The organism is Bordetella muralis, from assembly GCF_965139205.1.
Classification (GTDB): Bacteria; Pseudomonadota; Gammaproteobacteria; order Burkholderiales; family Burkholderiaceae_B; genus Bordetella_A; species Bordetella_A muralis.
Map to the genome: position 1 here is coordinate 217427 of NZ_CBCSIU010000008.1, position 20971 is coordinate 238397.

At 59.3% G+C, this 20971-nt stretch carries 18 protein-coding genes; 7 read left to right on the top strand and 11 right to left on the bottom strand.

What is annotated here, in order from left to right; all coding sequences use genetic code 11:
• The 3 genes from ACNA0I_RS14195 (at position 1) to ACNA0I_RS14205 (ending at position 2803) form a co-directional block, all read left to right on the top strand.
• Positions 1-1026, top strand: a complete 1026-nt coding sequence (locus ACNA0I_RS14195) for an ABC transporter substrate-binding protein (protein WP_415806650.1) — start codon at positions 1-3, stop codon at positions 1024-1026.
• Positions 1027-1124: 98 nt separating this feature from the next.
• Entirely contained in the window at positions 1125-1985 is an 861-nt protein-coding gene (locus ACNA0I_RS14200; RefSeq protein WP_415806651.1) for an ABC transporter permease, read from the top strand.
• The gene (locus ACNA0I_RS14205) at positions 1982-2803 is read left to right on the top strand and encodes an ABC transporter permease (protein ID WP_415806652.1); all 822 of its coding nucleotides are present in this window, start codon (positions 1982-1984) and stop codon (positions 2801-2803) included. The genes ACNA0I_RS14200 and ACNA0I_RS14205 overlap by 4 nt, the downstream gene beginning before the upstream one ends.
• A gap of 39 nt (positions 2804-2842) precedes the next feature.
• Here ACNA0I_RS14205 and ACNA0I_RS14210 read toward each other — a convergent pair whose 3' ends face one another.
• From ACNA0I_RS14210 to ACNA0I_RS14230, 5 genes are all read right to left on the bottom strand, one after another.
• A complete protein-coding gene (locus ACNA0I_RS14210) occupies positions 2843-3814 on the bottom strand; it encodes a 2-hydroxyacid dehydrogenase (RefSeq protein WP_415806653.1) in 972 nt (323 codons plus the stop codon).
• Between the two features lie 14 nt (positions 3815-3828).
• Entirely contained in the window at positions 3829-4317 is a 489-nt protein-coding gene (locus ACNA0I_RS14215) for a type II 3-dehydroquinate dehydratase (RefSeq protein ID WP_415806654.1), read from the bottom strand.
• Positions 4318-4389: 72 nt separating this feature from the next.
• Positions 4390-5007, bottom strand: coding sequence for a glutathione S-transferase (locus tag ACNA0I_RS14220; RefSeq protein WP_415806675.1), 618 nt, complete (start codon positions 5005-5007; stop codon positions 4390-4392).
• Between the two features lie 75 nt (positions 5008-5082).
• A complete protein-coding gene (locus ACNA0I_RS14225; protein ID WP_415806655.1) occupies positions 5083-6081 on the bottom strand; it encodes an NAD(P)H-quinone oxidoreductase in 999 nt (332 codons plus the stop codon).
• Positions 6082-6084: 3 nt separating this feature from the next.
• The gene (locus ACNA0I_RS14230; protein ID WP_415806656.1) at positions 6085-7206 is read right to left on the bottom strand and encodes an ABC transporter ATP-binding protein; all 1122 of its coding nucleotides are present in this window, start codon (positions 7204-7206) and stop codon (positions 6085-6087) included.
• 433 nt (positions 7207-7639) lie between these two features.
• Here ACNA0I_RS14230 and ACNA0I_RS14235 point away from each other — a divergent pair, with 433 nt between their 5' ends.
• Positions 7640-8890, top strand: a complete 1251-nt coding sequence (locus ACNA0I_RS14235) for a flavin-containing monooxygenase (protein ID WP_415806658.1) — start codon at positions 7640-7642, stop codon at positions 8888-8890.
• A 645-nt stretch (positions 8891-9535) separates the two neighbouring features.
• Here the strand turns inward: ACNA0I_RS14235 and ACNA0I_RS14240 are convergent.
• From ACNA0I_RS14240 to mutL, 3 genes are all read right to left on the bottom strand, one after another.
• A complete protein-coding gene (locus tag ACNA0I_RS14240) occupies positions 9536-10852 on the bottom strand; it encodes a M20/M25/M40 family metallo-hydrolase (protein ID WP_415806659.1) in 1317 nt (438 codons plus the stop codon).
• Between the two features lie 81 nt (positions 10853-10933).
• On the bottom strand, positions 10934-11941 hold the full coding sequence (gene miaA / locus ACNA0I_RS14245; RefSeq protein ID WP_415806660.1) for a tRNA (adenosine(37)-N6)-dimethylallyltransferase MiaA: 1008 nt from the start codon (positions 11939-11941) through the stop codon (positions 10934-10936).
• Positions 11938-14118, bottom strand: a complete 2181-nt coding sequence (gene mutL / locus ACNA0I_RS14250; RefSeq protein WP_415806661.1) for a DNA mismatch repair endonuclease MutL — start codon at positions 14116-14118, stop codon at positions 11938-11940. The genes miaA and mutL overlap by 4 nt, the downstream gene beginning before the upstream one ends.
• A gap of 138 nt (positions 14119-14256) precedes the next feature.
• Here mutL and ACNA0I_RS14255 point away from each other — a divergent pair, with 138 nt between their 5' ends.
• Positions 14257-14916 (top strand): VTT domain-containing protein, encoded by a 660-nt coding sequence (locus ACNA0I_RS14255; RefSeq protein ID WP_415806663.1) that lies wholly within the window; start codon positions 14257-14259, stop codon positions 14914-14916.
• Positions 14917-15037: 121 nt separating this feature from the next.
• Here the strand turns inward: ACNA0I_RS14255 and ACNA0I_RS14260 are convergent, their stop codons facing one another.
• Positions 15038-16468, bottom strand: coding sequence for an N-acetylmuramoyl-L-alanine amidase (locus ACNA0I_RS14260; RefSeq protein ID WP_415806664.1), 1431 nt, complete (start codon positions 16466-16468; stop codon positions 15038-15040).
• Positions 16399-16935, bottom strand: a complete 537-nt coding sequence (tsaE, locus tag ACNA0I_RS14265; RefSeq protein WP_415806665.1) for a tRNA (adenosine(37)-N6)-threonylcarbamoyltransferase complex ATPase subunit type 1 TsaE — start codon at positions 16933-16935, stop codon at positions 16399-16401. The genes ACNA0I_RS14260 and tsaE overlap by 70 nt, the downstream gene beginning before the upstream one ends.
• A 180-nt stretch (positions 16936-17115) precedes the next feature.
• On the opposite strand from tsaE, the gene fumC reads away from it, so the two are divergent.
• Positions 17116-18507, top strand: coding sequence for a class II fumarate hydratase (gene fumC, locus ACNA0I_RS14270; RefSeq protein ID WP_415806666.1), 1392 nt, complete (start codon positions 17116-17118; stop codon positions 18505-18507).
• Positions 18508-18688: 181 nt separating this feature from the next.
• On the opposite strand, the gene ACNA0I_RS14275 is transcribed toward fumC, so the two are convergent.
• On the bottom strand, positions 18689-19585 hold the full coding sequence (locus ACNA0I_RS14275) for an AEC family transporter (RefSeq protein ID WP_415806667.1): 897 nt from the start codon (positions 19583-19585) through the stop codon (positions 18689-18691).
• Positions 19586-19815: 230 nt separating this feature from the next.
• Between ACNA0I_RS14275 and ACNA0I_RS14280 the strand changes: the two genes are divergently transcribed.
• Positions 19816-20802 (top strand): tripartite tricarboxylate transporter substrate binding protein BugE, encoded by a 987-nt coding sequence (locus ACNA0I_RS14280; RefSeq protein ID WP_415806668.1) that lies wholly within the window; start codon positions 19816-19818, stop codon positions 20800-20802.
• Positions 20803-20971 lie beyond the last annotated feature (169 nt).

Here is a 20971-nt window from a genome sequence, read left to right on the forward strand (position 1 = left end):
ATGATTCGAAAACTTTTGACGGTTGGGATGTTATCCAGCGTGATGCTCGCGGGCGCCGCACAGGCCGAGGAGGCGTTGGTGATCAGCACTTGGGGTGGCAGCTTTCGAGACCTGATTGACGAGAACATCGGCAAGGAGTTCACACGGCGGACGGGAGTGCCTGTCAAATACATCACCGGTGGAACAATAGATCGATTGAATAAGGCCAAGCTGGCCAGCACGCCCGAGAGTGACCTGACGTTTACGACTTCGCATATCGGTTGGCTGTACGTCAATGGCGGGCTGTTTGAGCAGCTGGACACGAGCAAACTGTCCAATTATTCGCATGTGGTCGATCGTGCCAAAATCAGCCCTTATCACCTCGGGAGTTGGGCATACGTATACACCATTGGTTATCGTCCCGACCTGGTGCCACCGAGCATCACCTTCAATAGCTGGAATGATCTTTGGAACCCCGAACTCAAGGGCAAGATCGCTTCGCCCGATTTCGACCCCAGTCACATTATCGATATTGCGGCAATTCTGTCCGGCGGCGATGCCGGTACCTGGGAAAAGGGCCAGGACAAGCTCAAGGCGTTAAAGCCCAACTTCAAGGCGTTCTACACCAATGACGCCAATAGTCAGCAGTTGATCTCCACGGGGGAGACGCCCGTGCAGATCCTGTTGTCCATGAACGCCTATCACATGATAGGGCAGGGCGTTCCCATCAAAGTGGTCATGCCCAAAGAGGGGGCTGTGCTGGGCGTCGATACCATGGGCATCATGAAGGGATCAAAAAAGATCGATTTGGCGTACAAATTCATGGATATCGCGCTGTCGCCGGAGGTGCAGTCCAAGATCGTCGCCTATAAAAAAGCCAGTCCTGTGGTCGATAACGCCAAGGTTTCATCCGAGGACGCAGCATTGCCGGGCGTATTCACGACGAAGGAGCAGTGGGATACCCAGGCGATTGTGATTGACGACAAATTGCGTGCCGAGAAAACGGCCGAATGGCGCAAGTGGTTCACTGAGAACATCATGAACTGAAGGCGTCAACGCTTCATTCAGATGATGTCCTGGGTGCATGCGCTGTCAGGGCATCTGCGTTTCGACATAGAGCAAAGTAGACGGAAGATCATCGAGTTATGGATACACGTTCCGGGCTGAGGGCATGGTTAGTGTCTCCGGCAGTTGTCGTTGCATTCTGCATCTGCGTGGCGTTGGTGACTGTCTTTCAGTACAGTTTGCGCGCGTATGTGCCGGGTTCGCTGGATGTCGGAGGGCTGACACTGGCCAATTTCACCGGGTTGAACAAACCCATTTACTTGGGTGCGTTCTGGAATACGCTGCTGCTGAGCATCGAGACGACTTTTTTTTCGCTACTGGTGGCGTATCCATTGGCCTATGCGATGGTGAGGGTGCGCAATCGTGCGTTGAAGTCCTTTATCCTGATCGTCTCCGTCACGCCCCTGTTTTTAGGTGAGATCGTCCGCACGTATTCATGGATCATTGTGCTGGGAAACAATGGTTTTATTAATACGGTGCTGCGAAAGCTAGGGGTGATCGAGTGGCCGCTGGAGCTTATGTTTACGCACTTGGGAGTACTGGTCGCGCTGGTGCATGTGACCATCCCGATTGTGGTGCTGATGCTGGCCACTGCGATCTCTCATATTGACCGGGATTACGAAAAGGCCGCACAGAGTTTGGGAGCTGGTCCGATCCGGACATTCTTGACTGTGACTTTGCCGCTGTCGATGCCCGGCATCCTGGCCAGTGTAACAACAGCATTTGCATGGACGTTCAGCGCATTTGCTACGCCGCAAATGATAGGTGGAGGTCGCGTGCCGACGGTTTCGACACTGGTGTATCAACTTGGTTTCTCGTCGATGAATTTTCCGTTGGCAGCCAGTTTGAGCGTCTCGGGATTAGCGTTGACGGCGGTGGCGCTGTGGTTACTCGGTCGAGTGACGCGGCGGCTCAAGGTCATTGGAGGCCATGGATCATGAAAATTCGAAGTTCTGTGCCGCTGCCGCTGCGGATAGCCGGACCAGTGCTGGTAGGTTTGATCCTCGCCTTCGTTTTATTGCCGGTTGTCGTCGTGACGATGGCGTCTTTTAATGACAAGGCGCTGCTGACGTTTCCACCGCAAACGTGGTCCTGGCGTTGGTTTGTCCGGGTATTTACCTATGCGGACTTTCAACAGGGCTTTCGCTCCAGCCTGATTGTCATGATCTGGTCTTCGAGCATTGCGCTGGTGATCGGAACGGCATTGGCCATTGCAGTCAAGCGTATGGCGTTTCCAGGGAAAGAAACCTTGCAAGCCATCCTGCTTTCCCCCCTGGTTATCCCTCACTTCACGCTCGGCCTGGGCCTGCTGATTTTGGTGGCCCAGTTCAAGGTGGATCGCGGGTATGCGCTGGTGATCTTATGCCACGTAATGCTGGTGTTGCCCTTTGTGCTGCGCAGCGTCTACGTCTCGATGGAAAATCTGGATGAGCGCCTGGAGCAGGCTGCCGCCAGCCTGGGAGCCTCGCCAGTCAAGGTCCTGTTGACGGTGACGATCCCCTTATTGGCGCCCGGGCTGTTTGGCGGTTGGTTGTTTGCCGCCATTATGTCTTTCAGTGAATTCACGGCCTCGCTTTTTGTCACGACGCAGACAACGCAAACGCTCCCCGTGGCGATGTACAACTATGTGCGCGAGTTTGCGGACCCGACCTTGGCCGCATTGTCGGTCGTCTACATTGCGGTGACCGCGAGTCTGTTGGCATTTGCCAATTATTTTCTGGGTTTAGGCCGGGTGCTGAATATCGAGAACAATCACTAAGGCGCTTCTGCAGAAAAAGGTAGCGAGACTTTCGCTACCTTAGTAACCGCGTGAGGGGTCGATCTGATTGTTGGGGGGCTCGTGCCGCGACACCCTGAGGATGTTTTCAGCGATCTGTGCAGCGGCGGATGAGGGGATGGCGACCGATGCAAGGTGCGGCGTGATCAAGACATTGTCCATTTTCCACAGTGGATGGTGAGAGGGCAGCGGTTCACGGTCAAAGACATCCAGCGTGGCGGCGCCAAGATGGCCGCTTTTTAGCAGGTCTGTCATGGCACTCTGATCGATCAAAGCGCCTCGAGCGACGTTGATCAGAGCGGCGCCCCGGGGTAGCTTAGCGAGTCTTTCACCGCTGAGCAGACCGCGTGTCTGTGGTGTCAGGGGCAGCATGACGACCAGAATATCGGCCTGGGAAAGAACGGTGTCGAGCGTTTCAATGCCAGCAAAGCACTGGATACCGGCGAGCTGCCGCGGCTGTCTCGACCAACCTAATACGGTCAACCCTTGACGCTGCAGCTCATTGGCCGCATAGGCTCCCAGCTCACCGAGCCCTAGCACGGCGACGCGAATGTCTTCGGGAGATCTGGGGTGACGATAGGCCCATTCGCTGCGTCGCTGGGCTTGTTCAAAGTGAGGAATATCCCTGGCATAGCGTAACGTGGCAAATAGCACATAGCCTGCCATCATGCGTGCCATGTGGGGGTCGGTGAGGCGCGTAATGGGCACGCCGGCAGGTAGATCACGACGGCCGACGAGGGAATCTACGCCCGCGCCCAGATTGACAATCAAGCGCAGGTTGCTCATCTTGTCAAAGAAGCCTTCTGGCGGCTTCCACGCCAACGAGAAATGAATGCCGGCTGGGTCAGTGATTTCGTTCGCCTGTAGGATACGAAGCGTAGGAAGTTGTGCTTGCAGGGCACTTTTCCAAATGGTGAAATCGTCGAACTCGCTGTAGAAAACAAGATCCCCCGATGGCACGGTCTCGGGGGAGAGGGGAGTGGGCAGGGACATGATTTCTGCGGCCTTCAGGTTGGGCGTTGAATCAATTGCGCCATGGCTTCAAGGGCGAGCTCGTAGCCTGCGCCACCGAGGCCGGCAATGACGCCATCGGCGGCTTTGGAAATATAGGAGTGATGACGAAAACTCTCGCGCCGCCATATGTTGCTCATGTGGACTTCAATGATCCGGCCCGGAAACGATAACAGCGCATCCAGTATGGGTACCGAGGAATAGGTCAGTCCCGCCGCATTGATAACAATGCCTTGTGCCGTGCCGCGGGCCTCTTGGATCCAGTCTACCAATTGCCCTTCATAATTGGACTGTACGAATTTCAACCTCATCTGCAGCGCAGCGGCTTTACTTTCGCAACGCTGTTGCAGAACGGGAAAGCTCTCTGAGCCATAAACCTGATTCGCGTCCAGGCCGTACAGATTGGCATTGGGGCCGTTGAGGAACCAAACGGTAATTCCCGCGCCCTCGGGCGAAGAAGAGGGAATGGTGGTAGACGTGTTCATAGCTATTCCAGGAGGTCTCGGCATGCACAGGCCATGGCGATCGTTGTTTTCATGAGCGGTGGGTAGCGAAGGTCAGCTTTCACGAGGTACGGTGGCGAGCATGGCAGGCAATTTCTGAAACGCTTCGTTCCAAGATGCCGCTTGTGGATGATCGGCACGCCAATCGATCTCGGGAAACCGGAAATCCAGATAGCCGAGCGCGCATCCCAGTGTGACTTCGCCGATGGTGGGGGCATCTACTGGGAGTGTCGGCGCCTGTGCTTCGATGTCTTTGAGACAGGCGGCGACCTTGGTCAGTTGGGCCTCGCGCCACGCTGGCCATTGTTTTTCAATAGGGCGTGCCGTCAATTCGTAGCGCGCCAGCAGTGCGGCATCCAACAGGCCGTTACCGAGCTCCTGGCGCATGAGGGCTTGCCATTGTTTCGAACTGTCGACCGGATAGAGACGCGTATCGCCCGTCAGACTAGCCAAGTATTTGCAGATAACGCGGCTGTCGTATAGTGCCTGGCCATTGTCCAGAATCAAGGTCGGAACCTTGGCCAAGGGATTGTGTGTGGCGATGCGGGCATCGCGCTTTATGGGGTTGGCGGCACTGTCGAGCAATTGAATTTGCTCGATCTGATCCGTCAGGTGCGCGCAGACCATTACCTTGCGCACAAAAGGGGATGTGGGGGCATATAGGAGTTGCATCATGAGAGGAGAGCTCCAATCTGGCAGTGGTCTTGTCAGGGGCGGTGCTTGGGCCAATAGCGATACGGAACGGGACTATGGGACCAAGACGAGCTTGCCAAATACATCACCGCTCTCGAGCAGCTCATGCGAGCGGGCGGCTTCGGCCAACGGCAAGCGGGTGTGTATGCGTGGGCGGATTCGGTTATCGGCGATCAAAGGCAGCACTCGTTCGGTGATGGCTTTGGCCATGCGGGCTTTCTCGTCGCCGCTCTGGGGGCGCATGGTCGACGAATGCAGGCTTAATTGCTTTTGCATCAATGTGAGCAATTCGATTTGTACCGAGGAACCTTGCAGAAACGACAGGCTCACGTGGTGTCCACCAAAAGCCAAGGCTTGTAGATTGCGGCGCACATAATCGCCGCCCACGACGTCGAGTACCACGTCGACGCCACGCCCTTGCGTATGATCCAGGCAGGCTGCGACAAAGTCTGTATCGCGATAGCAAATGACGTGATCTGCCCCGATCTCGTGCAGAGCAGAGGTACGGTCGCGACGGCCCACCGTCGCAATGACTTTGGCGCCAGCGGCGCGGGCCATGCTGATGGCCAGGGTGCCGATGCCGCCGGCAGCGCCGTGGATCAGTACGGTCTGGCCCATGGTCAATTGACCGAGTTCGAACAGGTTGTGCCAGACGGTAAATAGGCCCTCCGGCAGTGCGCCGGCAGAGATGTCGTCCTGGTCGTCGGGAACGGGCAGCGAGTGGTCGACGCGCGCAACGCACCACGGCGCGTACCCACCACCTGGCAGCAGGCTCATCAGCCGTTTACCGAGCAGGTGCTGCGGGACGCCAGGCCCGCAGGCGATGACTTCGCCGCAGGCTTCCAGGCCCAAGATGTCGGTGACGCCTGCGGCGGGCTTGGACAAACCCTGGCGCTGCATGATGTCGGGTCGATTGACCCCTGCTGCGAGCACACGCAGCAGGACTTCGCCAGGGGCCGGCGTTGGCACGGGCCGTTCTGCCAGGGTGAGAACGCTGGCGTCTCCCGGCTCGCGGGCGACAACGGCATGCATGGTGGTGGGGGGATTTTTCATCGCTTATCGCCCTGCTTGAAAAACACTGATGCCGTCGCTCGGCAGCGCGAGTCCGGCCACTGCGCCGATGGGCCACTGATGCATTGCGTCCAGGCCGGCGCTACGCACCATGACACGTTGACGACCCGCGACAGGCAGATCCACGTCGAAGTACGAGTCGATGTGATCTCCTTGGAAAACGTGGTTGACCACCGTGCCGCTGAGGACGGAGTCCGAGTGCAGGCTCTCTAGGCGGATCTGTTCGGGCCTGACATAAATATCCAGGCGTCCCCCTTCGTGCGACCCGCCGACCAGGCGTTCCCGGCACACGCGCAGCAGCTTCGCGCCCAGGCGCAGTTGCAGGCCGTCAGCGTCTGAGCCATGGTAGTAAGCCGGCAGGATGTTGACATCCCCCAGGAACGAGGCCACGAACGGATCCTGGGGATGGCGATAGAGCGTATCAGGCGCAGCGATCTGCCGGATGACGCCGTTGGACATGACGGCGATGCGATCCGACATGCTCAATGCCTCGCCTTGGTCGTGTGTCACAAAGACGGTCGTGACGCCTAGTTTGCGTTGGATTTCACGGATCTCTACTTGCATGGCGCCGCGCAGGCTTTTGTCCAAGGCGGAAAAAGGCTCGTCGAGCAGCAACACCCTGGGATGAATGACCAGCGCGCGTGCGAGCGCGACACGCTGTTGCTGGCCTCCTGATAGCTCGCGTGGCTTGCGCTGACCCAGGCCATCCAGTTTGACCAGGGCCATGACCTCTTGTACGCGCTGGGTGATTTCCGCTGACGGAACGCGGCGCATGCGCAGGCCATAACCGATGTTGCGCTCTACGGTCATATGCGGAAAGAGGGCATAGTTCTGAAAGACGATGCCGATTTCCCGGTTGTGCGGCGGTTGATCAGTAATGACTTTGCCATCAATGAGGATCTCGCCATTATCGACGGGTGCAAAGCCGGCAATGATATTGAGCAACGTTGTTTTGCCGCAGCCGGAGGGCCCGAGCAACGTCAGGAATTCGCCATGCCGGATCTTGAGCGAGATGTCATGCAGAACGGTCTGTTCGCGATATTTTTTCACCACGCCCTCTAGGCTGACAGCAATGGGCGACTCCTGGGATAAGGGACTGTTCTGCATGGGGCAATCTGGCTCTCAAGGAAACGTTGCTTCGCCCCTGGCGGCCTCTTTCCTCTCGCGGATGAGATCTGCCGCCCGGGCGCTCAATGATCACTGGTTGTGTTGCAGAATACGGGAAAAGCCCGGCGGTAATGCTTTGGGGATACTGATGCGGTTCATCGGAAAAACGAAACGCCCCCAGGCCCGGTGATATTTGTCTGACGCCATTTGGCTATGACGCAGCTGTGCCGCAAATGGTGCATGCGCATTGGCGCGAGGGGTGTTTGCTTTTTCCTAAGCCCAGCGTCCGAAAAACGAAGTTATCAAAACGCGGAAGTTTGATCACACTGCGTTCCACCCGTGATCGAGTCTTTTTGTGCGACTTGAGTCATTGCCCGCGTTTTTCGTGTTGGGTTCGAGAGAGAGCTCTCGGTTCTATTTAGGAAATAAACAAATGTCAGTTGAAAAAATCAATACGCTGGTGATTGGAGCCGGTCAGGCTGGCGTCGCGATGAGCGAGCATCTCGGTTTATTGGGTATCCCTCACATTGTGCTGGAGCGCAAGCGTATTGCTGAGCGCTGGCGTTCAGAACGCTGGGATTCGTTGGTGGCCAACGGACCGGCCTGGCACGATCGTTTTCCGAGCTTGAAGTTTGACGATGTTGGCCCCGAGGTGTTTCCGCCCAAGGAGCGTATGGCGCAGTATTTCGAAGACTACGCAAAAATGATCAAGGCACCGATTCGCACGGGCGTGGAGGTGAAACACGTCAAGCGTAATGATGGTCGTCCAGGGTTTACGGTAACTACGACGGATGGCGTGATCGATGCGATGCATGTGGTCGTTGCGACAGGGCCGTTTCAGGTGCCGAGCTACCCCAAAATCCTCCCTGACGATACGGGTATCCAGCAACTTCATTCTTCGGCGTACAAGAACCCGGGGCAATTGGAGGACGGCGCGGTCTTGGTGGTTGGCGCAGGCGCTTCGGGGTCTCAAATCGCGGAAGAGCTGCGTCAGGCAGGTAAAAGGGTTTATCTGTCGGTCGGCGAACACTATCGCCCGCCGCGGTCTTATCGTCAGCGTGACTATGTATGGTGGCTGGCTGCGCTGGGGATGTGGGATGAGGTGAAAACCAAGCCCAAACGGGCCCACGTGGCCTTTGCGGTCAGTGGCTATGAGGGCGGGAAGACCGTTGATTTCCGTCGGCTGGCGCAGATGGGTATCACTCTGGTCGGTATTACCAAAGGGTATGAAAATGGCGTCATGAGCTTTGAAGAAGGCCTGGGGCGAAACATTGCACAAGGCGACGAGGACTATTTTGAAGTGTTGCGGGAGGCAGATGCGTTTATTGAACGCAATGGTCTGGATCTGCCGCCGGAGCCTGAGGCCTGGAAATTGCTCGAAGACCCGGAGTGTCTGAAGAACCCGTTGCTTGAGTTGAACTTGGCTGAGGCGGGTGTCAAGACAGTGCTTTGGGCGACGGGGTTCAAGTTTGATTTCAGCTGGTTGGAGGTCGATGCTTTCAATGACAAGGGTGAGCCTTTGCATAAGCGTGGCATCTCGGCAGAAACGGGTATTTACTTTTTGGGGTTGCCGAATCTCACCAACCGGTCTTCGTCGTTTATCTGGGGGGTTTGGCACGATGCTAAGTTCATCGCCGATCATATTTCGGTGCGTATGGAGTATTTGGCGTACGCAAAAGAGTAGGGGGCAGAGATTTGGTTGAGGTTGGTGTGCTTGTGGACGTCGAGCCGAGGCAATCGGTCCGGGCATGCGGCGGGGTGGCGTGGCGCCAGTTTGGAAAATCTGCTTGGCTAGAGTTGCTGCATGCGACGATGATGCGTAGCTCAGCTCTAGGTATAACAAAATCGTAGCTCGAGAGATCTTCTGTTCATCCCCGATGCCCCAGCCTTCGCATGCCAATCACGAACGCTATGCACGGGCGCGCCCGTAGGCGCCCGTGCATAGCAGCCCTGCAAGATCTTCATCCTTGCAAAAACCAGTTCCTACGAAGCCTACGAAGACCAGCCGTCCCAGCGGCGAGGGAATCAGAGACGTTGCGAGTCGAGGCGGGGCAGTGACCGTGTTGGCGCGCCTCGGAGTCGCGCGAGCGGAAGTCGTAGGTAGGCCCGAAGGGGCCGGACGAGACGAGCGATGCGGCAGTCGGACGCGCAGGCGGCCGACCGACTCCGTGAAGCGCCAACACGGTCACTGCCCCGCCTCGACGTCCAATAGCACTCGATCCCCCGTCCTGCTCACAAGGCAACGTCCAACTTTGCACTCAGTTCACCCAGCGCATGTTTCATCATGCTAAGCCGACAAACCTCGATCCGCTCGCTTCTCCCACGCCGGCTATTGCATCCCGGTGGTGACGAGGATAGTGCTCAGCGTCGTTCCCATAGCCTTCACCATGGGACCTTTTTCCGCATCCAGCCATTCGTCCAGCGCATGTGCGCGGCCGAACGTGCCCGGCGCCATGCGGCCTACGGTGATGGCTGGGATACCGAGGCTCATGGGCAGATTGGAATCGGTGGAGCTGCGGTTCAGGTCGGGCTCGTAACCACCCGCTTTGATCGCAGAAATCGCGTACTGCACGATATCGGTATCAACCGCTGTGGTGCCAGCAGGGCGGTCGCCGATCGCGTCGAGTTTGAGCTTGATTTCGCCTTCTTTGGTTGAGCGCGCGAAATTCTCGGTAGCCACTGCTTCTTTGACGATCGTCAGAAAGCGATCTTCGACGCGTTTGAGCGCGTCTACGTCTTCGGAGCGCATGTCGACTTCCATCCAGGCTTCGACCGGAATCGAATTGACCGAAGTGCCGCCGCCCAGACGACCTATGCTGTAGGTAGTCTTGGGGTGGGCAGGGACCGAGATCGTAGAGAACGCCGTGGCGGCTTGGCCGAGCGCATACATGGGATTGACCAGGCCAAATGCGCCGAAACTGTGTCCGCCAGGCCCTTGGAATGTGGCGCGGTAGCGTTTGGATCCCACACCGCCATGCGTGACGCGGGCTACCGATCCGGACTCGACCGAGTAGAAAGCCTTGATCTTGCCTTGGTACTTGCCTTTGGTGAAGAGGTAGCGCACCCCACGCAGATCACCTGGGCCTTCTTCGCCCACCGTGCCTACGAACAGGATGTTGTCGCGCGTGCGGATGCCGGCAGCTTCCATGGCGCGCACGTAGCCGGCGAGCACGGCCAGGCTCATGGTGTCGTCGCCGATGCCGGGCGCGGCCAAGCGGGTGCCTTCACGCTTGACCTTCACGTCGGTGCCTTCTGGAAACACGGTGTCCATGTGGGCCGACACCACGACGACCTGGTCGCCGCCGGCCGTGCCGGGGCGCAGGCCCAGCACATTGCCTTCTTCATCCAGGGTGACGTCTTTCAATCCACTGGCGCGCAGCAGTTCGGCAAACGCTTGAGCACGCTTGGCTTCCTTGAAGGGAGGAGCGGGAATTTCGGTCAGGGTAATGCCGTCTTCGACGATGCGTCCGTGCTGTTCGTCAAGCACGGCCAACGCTTTCTTGTAGGCATCGGACGATAGAACTTTCTGTACTGCCTGGTCATGCGCTGCGCTGGCAGTGACCGCGTCCTTTGCCAGAACGGGCGTAGCCGCACACGCCATCGATAATGCCAACACTACTGCAACACGCCGAGATTCCTGCAACATCGTTGGTGCTCCTCAGGGTTGAAATTGAATCTCGACTGTGTGCCAGTTTGATTGTTGTGTCAACAATCGCTGCTCTTGCGCCTATTGTTCTGGTGAATGTTCCGTCAACGCGCGCGCAACGGCATCAATGACCTGTGCGACGGTGTCTGTGGCGAGGCAGTCTACGATGACGCGCTCGGGCTGTGCTCGCAGCCAGGTGATTTGGCGTTTGGCTAGCTGGCGCGTCGCGGCGATACCTTGCTCGCGTGCCGTGTCCAGATCGACAGCGCCGTCCAGATAGCTCCACATTTGCCGATAGCCAACACAACGTACCGAGGGCAGGCCGGGGTGCAGATCGCTGCGCGCATGCAGGCCACGGACCTCGTCCAGCAATCCGGCATCCAGCATGGCGTCAAAGCGCTGGGCAATGCGTGCATGCAGTGCAGTGCGATCCGAGGGCTCCAGGCTGATCGTGATATATCGGTGCGCAGGGGCTGAGTCACCGGCCGGGGCATCCACGTCGGCGTTATGGGATGTCCGTGGCAACTCGATCGTGCGTTGCTGACGTTGCAGCAATGCGGACATGGGTTGCCCGCTCAACATACAGATTTCCAATGCACGCTGAATGCGTTGGCTGTCGTTGGGGGCTAATCGAGCGGCCGTGATGGGGTCCAACTGCGCCAGCTCAGCATGCAAGGCGGGCCAGCCGTGCTGTGCGGCGCGTTCTTCCAATTGCGCACGCAGCACAGGGTCGGCCTGCGGCAGATCGTCCAGTCCGTCGCGCAAGGCCTTGTAATACATCATGGTGCCGCCTGCCAGCAGGGGCATGCGGCCGCGCGCCCGGATCTCGTCGATGAGGCGCAAGGTGTCGGTACGAAACTCTGCAGCGGAATAGGACTCGGCAGGGTCTCGGATATCCAGCAGATGTTGTGGGACGAGAGCCTGCTCGTCGCGAGACGGTTTCGCTGTTCCGATATCCATGCCACGGTAAATCGTGGCGGAATCGACGTTGATGATTTCCAGCGGCCAGCGTTGGGCGAGCGCCAGCGTGGCGGCGCTCTTGCCCGCCGCCGTCGGACCGGCCAGGCAGATGATCGGTGAGGGGATCATTGGCCGCGCAGAAAAAGTTTATCCAGATCGGATACTGACCACTGCACCCAGGTGGGCCTGCCATGATTGCACTGATCGGCGCGTTCGGTGACTTCCATCTGCCGCAGCAGCGCGTTCATCTCTTCGAGGTTGAGGCGCCGGTTGGCGCGTACGGAGCCATGGCAGGCCATGGTGGACAGCAGCTCGTTACGCTGTTCGGTCAAGAGGCGCGATACGCCCACGGCACCCAGGTCACGCAAAACGGCCCGCGCCATGGTTTCAATATCGCCTCGCGCCAGCATGGCAGGCACGGAACGAACGGCAATCGAGGTGGGGCCGGCAGGGCGCAGATCAAAACACAGTTCGGCGAGTTGCTCTTGGTGTTCTTCGACGAGGGCGACGTCTTTTTCCTGCGCATGAAAGACCACGGGCACCAGCAGTTCCTGGCGCGGCAACTCGCGCGCATCCAGCGCGCGTTTCAACTGTTCGTACACGACCCGCTCGTGTGCCGCGTGCATATCGACCAGCACGAGTCCGCGGCGATTTTGTGCCAGGATATAAATGCCGTGTAGCTGCGCCAGCGCCATGCCCAATGGGTGTTCTTCATCGGTTGGCAGGTTCGACGCTGTGCGCGCGGCGGTTGACGGAGCGTCCGGCTCGCGCAGCGTACTCGCTGGAGCCGCGGCCGTTCCATCCAGCGGCCGATACAGCGCACGCCAATCTGCGACAGGGTTGCCGCTGGGCTCCGTATGCAGACGGAAAGGAACCTGAGTGTGCGGCCGCATAGGCTGGCGAGGCGCCGCCGAAGAGGATCCATCGGCCACCAAGCCAGAACGTCCGTCATACCGGTTTGAACCAGACGACTGCCATGAGCCCGTTTGTCCCCTGAATTCTGAGCCGCCTGATTGTCCGGCCATGTTGGCCGGTTGCCCCTGGGCGTGCCGTTCAGCGCCGTTCGCGGTGGCGTTTTGTCCTGCTCGATTCTCGAATTCGTCCGAAGCGGTGGCGGTTGAGGGCACGCGACCCGGTGACGAACCCGATGTCCAAGAGGGCGATGACGTGCCGGGAAATACCGCGGTGTCAACCTGACCGGACGTTGCTGATGTGTCCAGCCCTCGTGCGGACACCGCCTGTCCCTCAGCGTCATCCGATTTCGCGGAGACCGCCGACGCGCCACCGGTTTGAGCCAGCGCCTGGCCCACCACCTGGGTGACGAATCGATGCACTGCGCCGCTATCGCGAAAACGCACCTCGTGTTTGGCCGGATGTACGTTGACATCGACCGCGCCTGGATCGATGTCCAAGTACAGGACATAAGCTGGTTGGCGGTCACCATGCAACACGTCGGCATACGCCGACCGCAGCGCGTGGCTGACGGTGCGATCCCGGACGAAGCGGCCATTCACGTATAGATACTGGCGATCGGCTCGTGCACGGGCGGCCGTGGGCCGCGTGATCATGCCCGACAGGCCGATGGCTCCCATCGATACATCGACCGGCAAGCCGTGTTCGGCGAATTCCGCTCCCAGTACGTCACGGATGCGCTGGCCAGGTACGGCAGGCAGCCACTGACGCTGCGCCCGGTCATGGTGGAACAAGCGGAACGCAATGTCCGGGTGAGCCAGAGCAATACGTTCCATCGCGTCGACGCAGTGGCCAAACTCGGTAGCCTCGGAACGCAGAAATTTGCGGCGCGCGGGCACCGCGTCGAATAGCTGGCGCACGTCGACGGTGGTGCCCGGCGGGCCCGATGCGGGACTGACCTGCATGCTGCCGCCTTCGATCTGCCAGGCATGTTCGCCCTGGCGTGTGCGGGAAATGATCGTGACTTGCGCGACCGAGGCGATCGAGGCCAGCGCCTCGCCGCGAAATCCCATCGACGCGACTGACTCCAGCTCGCCGAGGGATCGGATCTTGCTGGTGGCGTGCCGTGCCAGCGCCAGCGGCAGTTCCTCGGGCGGAATTCCGCCGCCATCATCGGACACGGCAATGCGCCGGATCCCGCCACCTTCGAGGCGGACCTCAATGGCGCGCGCGCCGGCGTCGATGGCGTTTTCCAGCACCTCTTTCAAGACGGAGGCGGGGCGTTCGATCACCTCGCCGGCTGCGATCTGACTGATCAGCAAATCGGGCAGGGCGAGAATGCTGCGGCGCTCGGACGCAGAGGAAGATTGGGACAAATCAGCGTGTTCAGGCATGTGACGATTTTAGCGCTCGTGCGGGCGGTCTTGGGGCGGCGTCTTCGACGCGGATTTCACGCAGGGTGCGCTATAGTCGAATTCGGTTCGCGTCGGGACGTCCCGGTGGAACTGCCTTTTCTCAGACATGGTTACTGCATGCTCGAATTTTTCCAGATGGTATTGCACATCGATCAGACCCTAGGCGTCTGGGTCGATCAGTATGGTTCGTGGGTTTACCTGGTTTTGTTTTTGATCATTTTTGCCGAGACTGGATTGGTGGTGCTGCCATTCCTGCCGGGTGACTCCTTGTTGTTTATCGCGGGCGCATTTGGTGCGACGGGCAGTTTGAATCCCGTGCTGCTGGGGGGCTTGCTTATTGTCGCTGCCGTGACGGGAAATACGGTCAATTATGCGATCGGCCGCTACATCGGCCCGCGTGTTTTTACGATGAATGTCCGCTTCCTGGATCGGGCCGCGTTATTGCGCACCCACATGTTTTACGAAAAGCACGGCGGCAAGACCATTGTCATGTCGCGCTTTCTGCCGATCATCCGTACATTCGCGCCGTTTGTCGCCGGCGTGGCGGAAATGAATGTGCTGCGGTTTCAGTTGTTCAACGTCAGCGGGGCGATCTTATGGGTCGCGAGCCTGATCACGGCGGGATATTTCTTTGGCAATATCCCGTTGGTCAAAGAACACTTGAACACCATTGTGCTGCTGGGGCTCGCGGCAGCGATCGTGCCCATCCTTCTGGCTGGCGTCATCAAATTGGTGCGTGGGCGGCGGCGTTCCGGGAATCGAGATCTGCCCTCCTGAAAACGTCGGAAAATCTGAGGGCGAAGCCGGCGTCGCAGTCTATCGGCGAATTATTTTCGGACGCCTCAAAGTACATCGGCCCGGGTATGTCCCGGGCCGATTGTCATTGCGTCGCGCGGTTTTAACTGGCGTCCGCAATATGCGCCAGTGGCGGATTGGCGACGAAGTACTGCTGAATGCCTGCCATGATGGCCCGAGCCATTTTTTGCTGATGGCTGCTCGAACGCAGGAGTTCTTCTTCGCGCGGATTGCTGATGAACGCGGTTTCGACCAGGATCGATGGAATATCCGGCGCCTTCAGTACCGCAAAGCCGGCCTGTTCAACCTGGCGTTTATGCAGGCGATTGATTTTCTGGATCTCGTCCAGGAGCGCGGAGCCCAGTCGCAGCGAATCATTGATCTGCGCCGTGGTAGAGAGGTCCAGCAAAACCTTGGCGACTTGTTTGTCGTGACTGCCCAGATTGACCCCGCCGATCAGGTCGGCCGCGTTTTCCTTGTCGGCCAGCCAGCGGGCCTGGGTGCTGGAGGCGCCGCGTTGCGACAGGGCAAATACGGACGATCCATTGGCCGAGGGCTTGATCCAGGCGTCCGCGTGGATCGAGATAAAGAGATCTGCCCGTACCCGCCGCGCTTTTTGGACGCGCACGTGCAGCGGCACGAAATAATCATCGTCACGCGTCAAATAGGCGCGCATGTTGGGCTGATCGTCGATCAACGCTTTCAATTGCCGCGCGATACGCAGCACCACGTCTTTTTCGCGCAAGCCGCTCTTGCCAATGGCGCCGGGGTCTTCGCCACCATGGCCGGGATCCAGCGCAATCGTCACCATGCGCTTGCGGCGAGAGGGCGTCGAGGGCGAGGGCAACGAGGGCTGAGGAACGACAGGCGCAGGCGCGGGAGTAGGCTGAGGCAAGGCCACCCGCGGGGGCGGTTCCTGTCCCCGGGCTTGCGGCGCTGGGGCAGGGACGGGCGCAGTGCCCCCGGGGGTGCCCGAGTTGCGCGAGATGTCTTCGAGGATGCGCGCCAGCGGGTCGTCTACATCGGGGCCGGCCTGTTTGTCCAGTACGGCCATCAACGGGTCTTGTGCGACCTTGGGATACAGATCGAGCACCAGGCGATATTGGTAATCGGCCACCGGCTTGAGCGTGAACACTTGCGGTGCGATGGCCTGTTTCAGGTCGAACACCAGGCGCACGACATTGGGGCGGTTCTGCGCCACGCGCAGACTGCGGATATAGGGGTCGTCCGGGCGGACCTTGGAAATCAGCTGGTTCAGCTCGGCATTGGCCTGCAGGCCCTGGATGTCGACCACCAGGCGGTGCGGATTTTCCAGGGTGAAGTGTTCCGCTTTGAGTTCGCTGTCTAGTTCCAGCGTCACGCGGGTGTATTCATCGGCAGGCCAGGTCCGCACCGCCAGGATGGTGGCGGCCTGAGCCAGACGCGGAATGACGGGCAGGACGAGCAGCGTCGTCGCCACGCTGATCAGGCGTCGGCGGCGGGCCCCGTTGGGGGACAGGGCATCTGGGGCGGAGGAGCAATCGCGTTCAACCATGTTTGTCCTCGTGCGGTAAAGGCAGTCAAAGTGACCACGCGGCCCGGGTCTGCATACACCAGGGAAACCTGCATGTCGGGGGGGGGAAGCAACCCCTCGGCACGCTCGGGCCATTCGATCAGGACGACCGCGTCATCACGCAGTAAATCTCGAAATCCCGCATCCAGCCATTCGCGCGAATCGTTAAATCTATAAAAATCAAAGTGATAGAAGTATAAGTTAGAAACTTTATACGATTCAAGTAGCGCGTAGCTGGGACTTTTGATCCGGCCCTGAATGCCGCATTCTCGCAACAGTGCCCGGGTAAAGGCGGTTTTTCCCGCCCCTAATTCGCCATGCAGATGGATGCGTCCCCCTGGTGCGAGGCCGGTGGCGCCGGTGACCAACGGTGCGAATCGACGGGCCAGCACATCGGTGGCGGTTTCGTCGGGCAGGGACAGGGTCAGGCTGCACAGCGGAGCGGACATGGCGGGGCTCGAGTGGTAAAACAGGTTGAACGTGTGCGAATTATAGGAAGTGGCCGGTCTGCTATGATCGGATTGAGTTTTATTCTTGTTTAGGCTTTGTGCCTGCGCCCCATTTCGGACATTTTTTGCCCGGGACCGCTCCAAAGGCGCAGCGTGGATTTTTTCCAGGAATTTTCACCCATGACTACCCGCATCGAGAAAGACACCTTCGGTCCCATCGAGGTCCCTTCCGACCATCTCTGGGGCGCGCAAACACAGCGGTCGCTGCATTTTTTTGCCATTTCGACCGAGCGCATGCCCGTGCCGCTGGTTGCTGCCATGGCGCGCCTGAAGCGCGCGGCGGCCAAGGCCAACGCCGAGCTGGGTGAGCTCGATCCCAAAATCGCCGACGCCATTGTGCGTGCCGCGGACGAAGTCATTGCCGGCAAATGGCCCGATGAGTTTCCCTTGTCGGTCTGGCAGACGGGCTCGGGCACGCAAAGCAATATGAATATGAACGAGGTGCTGGCCAATCGCGCCTCCGAGCTGCTGGGCGGCGTACGCGGCGAAGAACGTCTCGTGCATCCCAACGATCACGTCAATCGCGGCCAATCGTCCAACGACACCTTTCCGACCGCCATGCACGTGGCGGCGGCGGTGCAGGTGGAGACCCATCTGCTGCCGGCCCTGAAAGCGCTGCGTGCCACGCTGGCCGAAAAGAGCGCGGCGTTTTATGACATCGTCAAAATCGGCCGTACCCATTTGCAGGATGCGACGCCGCTGACGCTGGGCCAGGAGCTATCTGGCCATGTGGCCCAACTGGACCTGTCGGAGCAGCAGATCCGTGCAACATTGCCGGGCCTGCATCAGTTGGCGATCGGCGGTACCGCCGTTGGCACGGGGCTGAACGCGCACCCGGAATTCAGCGCCAAAGTCAGCGCCGTGCTGGCGCATGATACGGGCTCGGCATTTGTCTCGGCCCCCAACAAGTTCCAGGCCCTGGCGTCGCACGAGGCCCTGCTGTTTGCCCACGGGGCGCTGAAATCTTTAGCCGCCGGATTGATGAAAATCGCCAACGACGTGCGTTGGCTGGCCAGCGGCCCGCGTTCGGGCCTGGGTGAAATCAGCATCCCGGAAAACGAGCCGGGCAGCTCCATCATGCCGGGCAAGGTCAATCCCACGCAGTGCGAAGCCATCACCATGCTGGGGGCCCAGGTCCTGGGCAACGACGTGGCCATCAACATCGGCGGCGCCAGCGGTAATTTCGAGTTGAACGTGTTCAAGCCGCTGGTGATTCACAATTTCCTGCAGTCAGTGCGCCTGTTGGCCGACGGCATGGCCAGTTTTGACCAGCATTGCGCGGCGGGCATCGAGCCCAACCGCGAACGCATCGCCGAGCTGGTGGACCGCTCGCTGATGCTGGTGACGGCGTTGAATCCGCATATCGGCTACGACAAGGCTGCGCAAATTGCGAAGAAAGCCCACAAGGAAAATCTGTCGCTGAAAGAATCCGCCCTGGCGCTGGGTTTTGTGACGGAAGCGCAGTTTGCCGAGTGGGTAGTGCCAGCGAACATGACGAACGCCAAGCGTTGAATACGGCTGTCCTCGCGCGATGGGCTCCGGATGCGCAAACGTGTCCGGGCCCCGACCGCGCAGGGATGAGATACCGGACAGTCGTCTGTGGGCCGAAAAACGAAGAGTGGGGCATTCACGTTCGGCGTTCCTGTGGCATCCGGCCACCCGCACGTGGCCGACGGCCCGGTCTGCATGGCCGTCAATAGTTGTAGATCATCAGCCACATCGGCAGCGTGACCACCGAAAACAACGTCCCCAGAGAAATGATCAGCGCGACCAGCCGGCCGTCGCCGCCCATGCGCATCGCCAGCACATAGGCCGCGGAGGCGGTGGGTAGCGCCGCAAATAACAACAGCATGAGCGCTTGCTCACTGGGTAGGCCGAACAGTTTTGCGGCCGTGAGAGCGGCCAATGGCAACAGCAGCAGTTTCACGGTCAAGGTCCACGCAATCAGCTTGCCGTGTTCTCGTCCGCCCTGCCAGGACAGGCTGGCGCCCACACACAGAATGCCGAGCGCCAGCGATGCGGCGCCCAACCGCGCCAATACCGTATCGACCGGCCCCGGCAACTGCAATCCTGCCAGGTTGCCCGCCAAACCCATTAACGTGGCCATCAACAGGGGGTTGCGCAGCAATTCGCGCAACAGGCCATTATTACCGTGCCGGGCCAGGCCATAGACAGCGGCCAGATTGGCCAGCGGCACGGCAAACCCGATGATCAGCGCCATCGTGGTCTGGCCATGAGGGCCGCCCAGGCTGGCCGATAGCGCTAGCCCGATATAGGTATTAAAGCGATAAGCGCACTGCGCCGACGAGGCCAGTGCCAGGGGCGGTGCCCGCAGGACGCGTCCGCCCGCCCAGGCCAGCACAACGCCAGTCAGCAATACGGCGACGGTTGCCTGCAGCAGCATCAGCGCACTGCCGGCACTGATGGGGGTGCGCAGAATGGATTGAAACAGCAGCGCCGGGAACAACACGAAATACACCAGGCGCTCGGTGCCCGCGAAAAACTCGCGATTAAAGCCCAGTTTGTGACGCAAGATCCAACCCAGGGCAACCAGCAAAAAATCAGGCAAAACCAGCAGTGCGACCGACATAACAATCCGGGAGGGTTTGGCAATTATTGTATTTGTGGGCTACTCGGGCAGGCCGATTTGCTGCTATTCTCCCCGAAATCGACGAAGATGCAATTTAAAGTCGTATATATTTCGCACAGTTTTGGCTATTTACACAGTGACGTGTTTCCAGCGGTCGGCTTATCGGCGGCTCGCTGAAACCTGCACTAGTGGCTCTCAGACAGGGCCGCGCACATGGAGGAATCACGATAATGAAGATCAACGCTCGTATCCTGGCGACTGCTATCGCAATGGCTACCGGATTGGCTGCCACGTCGGCTGCAGTTGCTGCGGATGCCTATCCCAACAAACCGATTCGCGTGATTGTGCCGTTTGCCCCGGGCGGCTCGACCGACATCATTGCGCGTCTGGTGACGCAGCGCATGGCCCAGGAACTGGGTCAGCCTCTGGTTGTGGAAAACAAGGGCGGCGCGGGCGGCGCAATCGGCGCTGCCGAGGCGGCTCGTGCGGCCCCGGACGGCTATGTGCTGTCGATCGCGACCGTGTCCACGATGGCAGTGAACTCGGCTTGCCGTCCCAATGATCTGCCCTACGATCCGATCAAGGACTTCCAGCCCATCACCAATTTCGCCAACACGGCCAACGTGGTGTCGGTAAATCCGAAATTCCCGGCCAAGGACTTCAAGGGTTTCCTGGAAGAACTGAAAAAGAACCCCGGCAAGTACTCGTATGGCAGCTCGGGCACCTGCGGCGTGCTGCACTTGATGGGCGAGTCCTTCAAGGATGCGACCGGTACGGATATCGTGCACGTTCCTTACAAGGGTTCGGGCCCGGCTGTGGCTGACGCTGTCGGCGGCCAGATCGAAATCATTTTCGACAACCTGCCTTCGTCCATGGGACAAATCCAGGCTGGCGGCCTGCGCGCCATGGCTGTTGCATGGCCCGAGCGCTTGAAGTCCTTGCCCGATGTTCCTACCTTCAAGGAAGTCGGTTTCCCGCAAGTGAACCAGCCGGTTTGGTATGGTTTGCTGGCCCCCGCCGGCACCCCGATGGAAATCGTGAACAAGCTGCGTGACGCCGCAGTGGTGGCCCTGAAAGACCCGAAGGTCATCGATGTCCTGGCGCAACAAGGTTCCGCACCGTCGGGTAATACGCCGGAAGAGTTCACCAAGGAAATCAAAGAGCAATACGACTGGGCGAAAGATATCGTCAAGAAGAGCAACATCAAGCTCGACTAAGCCGTTCTATGCGAGACAGGCTACAGGCTTGTCCGCGTGAGGGATGAATAGGGGCGCTCCATCTGGGGCGCCTTTTTTTTTACAGTGTCAGGTGCTTTGGGGCGTGGCGAGGGTGGCGTGCTTATGGACGTCGAGCCGAGGCAATCGGGCCGTGAGGGCTTCACAAAGC

Excerpts from the sequence above, each read along its gene's own strand:
- ACNA0I_RS14195 (WP_415806650.1), top strand. The coding sequence starts at position 1 with ATGATTCGAAAACTTTTGACGGTTGGGATGTTATCCAGCGTGATGCTC.
- ACNA0I_RS14200 (WP_415806651.1), top strand. The coding sequence starts at position 1,125 with ATGGATACACGTTCCGGGCTGAGGGCATGGTTAGTGTCTCCGGCAGTT.
- ACNA0I_RS14275 (WP_415806667.1), bottom strand. The coding sequence starts at position 19,585 with ATGTCGGTCGCACTGCTGGTTTTGCCTGATTTTTTGCTGGTTGCCCTG.
- ACNA0I_RS14255 (WP_415806663.1), top strand. The coding sequence starts at position 14,257 with ATGCTCGAATTTTTCCAGATGGTATTGCACATCGATCAGACCCTAGGC.
- mutL (WP_415806661.1), bottom strand. The coding sequence starts at position 14,118 with ATGCCTGAACACGCTGATTTGTCCCAATCTTCCTCTGCGTCCGAGCGC.
- ACNA0I_RS14215 (WP_415806654.1), bottom strand. The coding sequence starts at position 4,317 with ATGAACACGTCTACCACCATTCCCTCTTCTTCGCCCGAGGGCGCGGGA.
- ACNA0I_RS14225 (WP_415806655.1), bottom strand. The coding sequence starts at position 6,081 with ATGAAAAATCCCCCCACCACCATGCATGCCGTTGTCGCCCGCGAGCCG.
- ACNA0I_RS14210 (WP_415806653.1), bottom strand. The coding sequence starts at position 3,814 with ATGTCCCTGCCCACTCCCCTCTCCCCCGAGACCGTGCCATCGGGGGAT.
- ACNA0I_RS14235 (WP_415806658.1), top strand. The coding sequence starts at position 7,640 with ATGTCAGTTGAAAAAATCAATACGCTGGTGATTGGAGCCGGTCAGGCT.
- fumC (WP_415806666.1), top strand. The coding sequence starts at position 17,116 with ATGACTACCCGCATCGAGAAAGACACCTTCGGTCCCATCGAGGTCCCT.
- tsaE (WP_415806665.1), bottom strand. The coding sequence starts at position 16,935 with ATGTCCGCTCCGCTGTGCAGCCTGACCCTGTCCCTGCCCGACGAAACC.
- ACNA0I_RS14260 (WP_415806664.1), bottom strand. The coding sequence starts at position 16,468 with ATGGTTGAACGCGATTGCTCCTCCGCCCCAGATGCCCTGTCCCCCAAC.
- ACNA0I_RS14240 (WP_415806659.1), bottom strand. The coding sequence starts at position 10,852 with ATGTTGCAGGAATCTCGGCGTGTTGCAGTAGTGTTGGCATTATCGATG.
- ACNA0I_RS14220 (WP_415806675.1), bottom strand. The coding sequence starts at position 5,007 with ATGCAACTCCTATATGCCCCCACATCCCCTTTTGTGCGCAAGGTAATG.
- miaA (WP_415806660.1), bottom strand. The coding sequence starts at position 11,941 with ATGATCCCCTCACCGATCATCTGCCTGGCCGGTCCGACGGCGGCGGGC.
- ACNA0I_RS14230 (WP_415806656.1), bottom strand. The coding sequence starts at position 7,206 with ATGCAGAACAGTCCCTTATCCCAGGAGTCGCCCATTGCTGTCAGCCTA.
- ACNA0I_RS14205 (WP_415806652.1), top strand. The coding sequence starts at position 1,982 with ATGAAAATTCGAAGTTCTGTGCCGCTGCCGCTGCGGATAGCCGGACCA.
- ACNA0I_RS14280 (WP_415806668.1), top strand. The coding sequence starts at position 19,816 with ATGAAGATCAACGCTCGTATCCTGGCGACTGCTATCGCAATGGCTACC.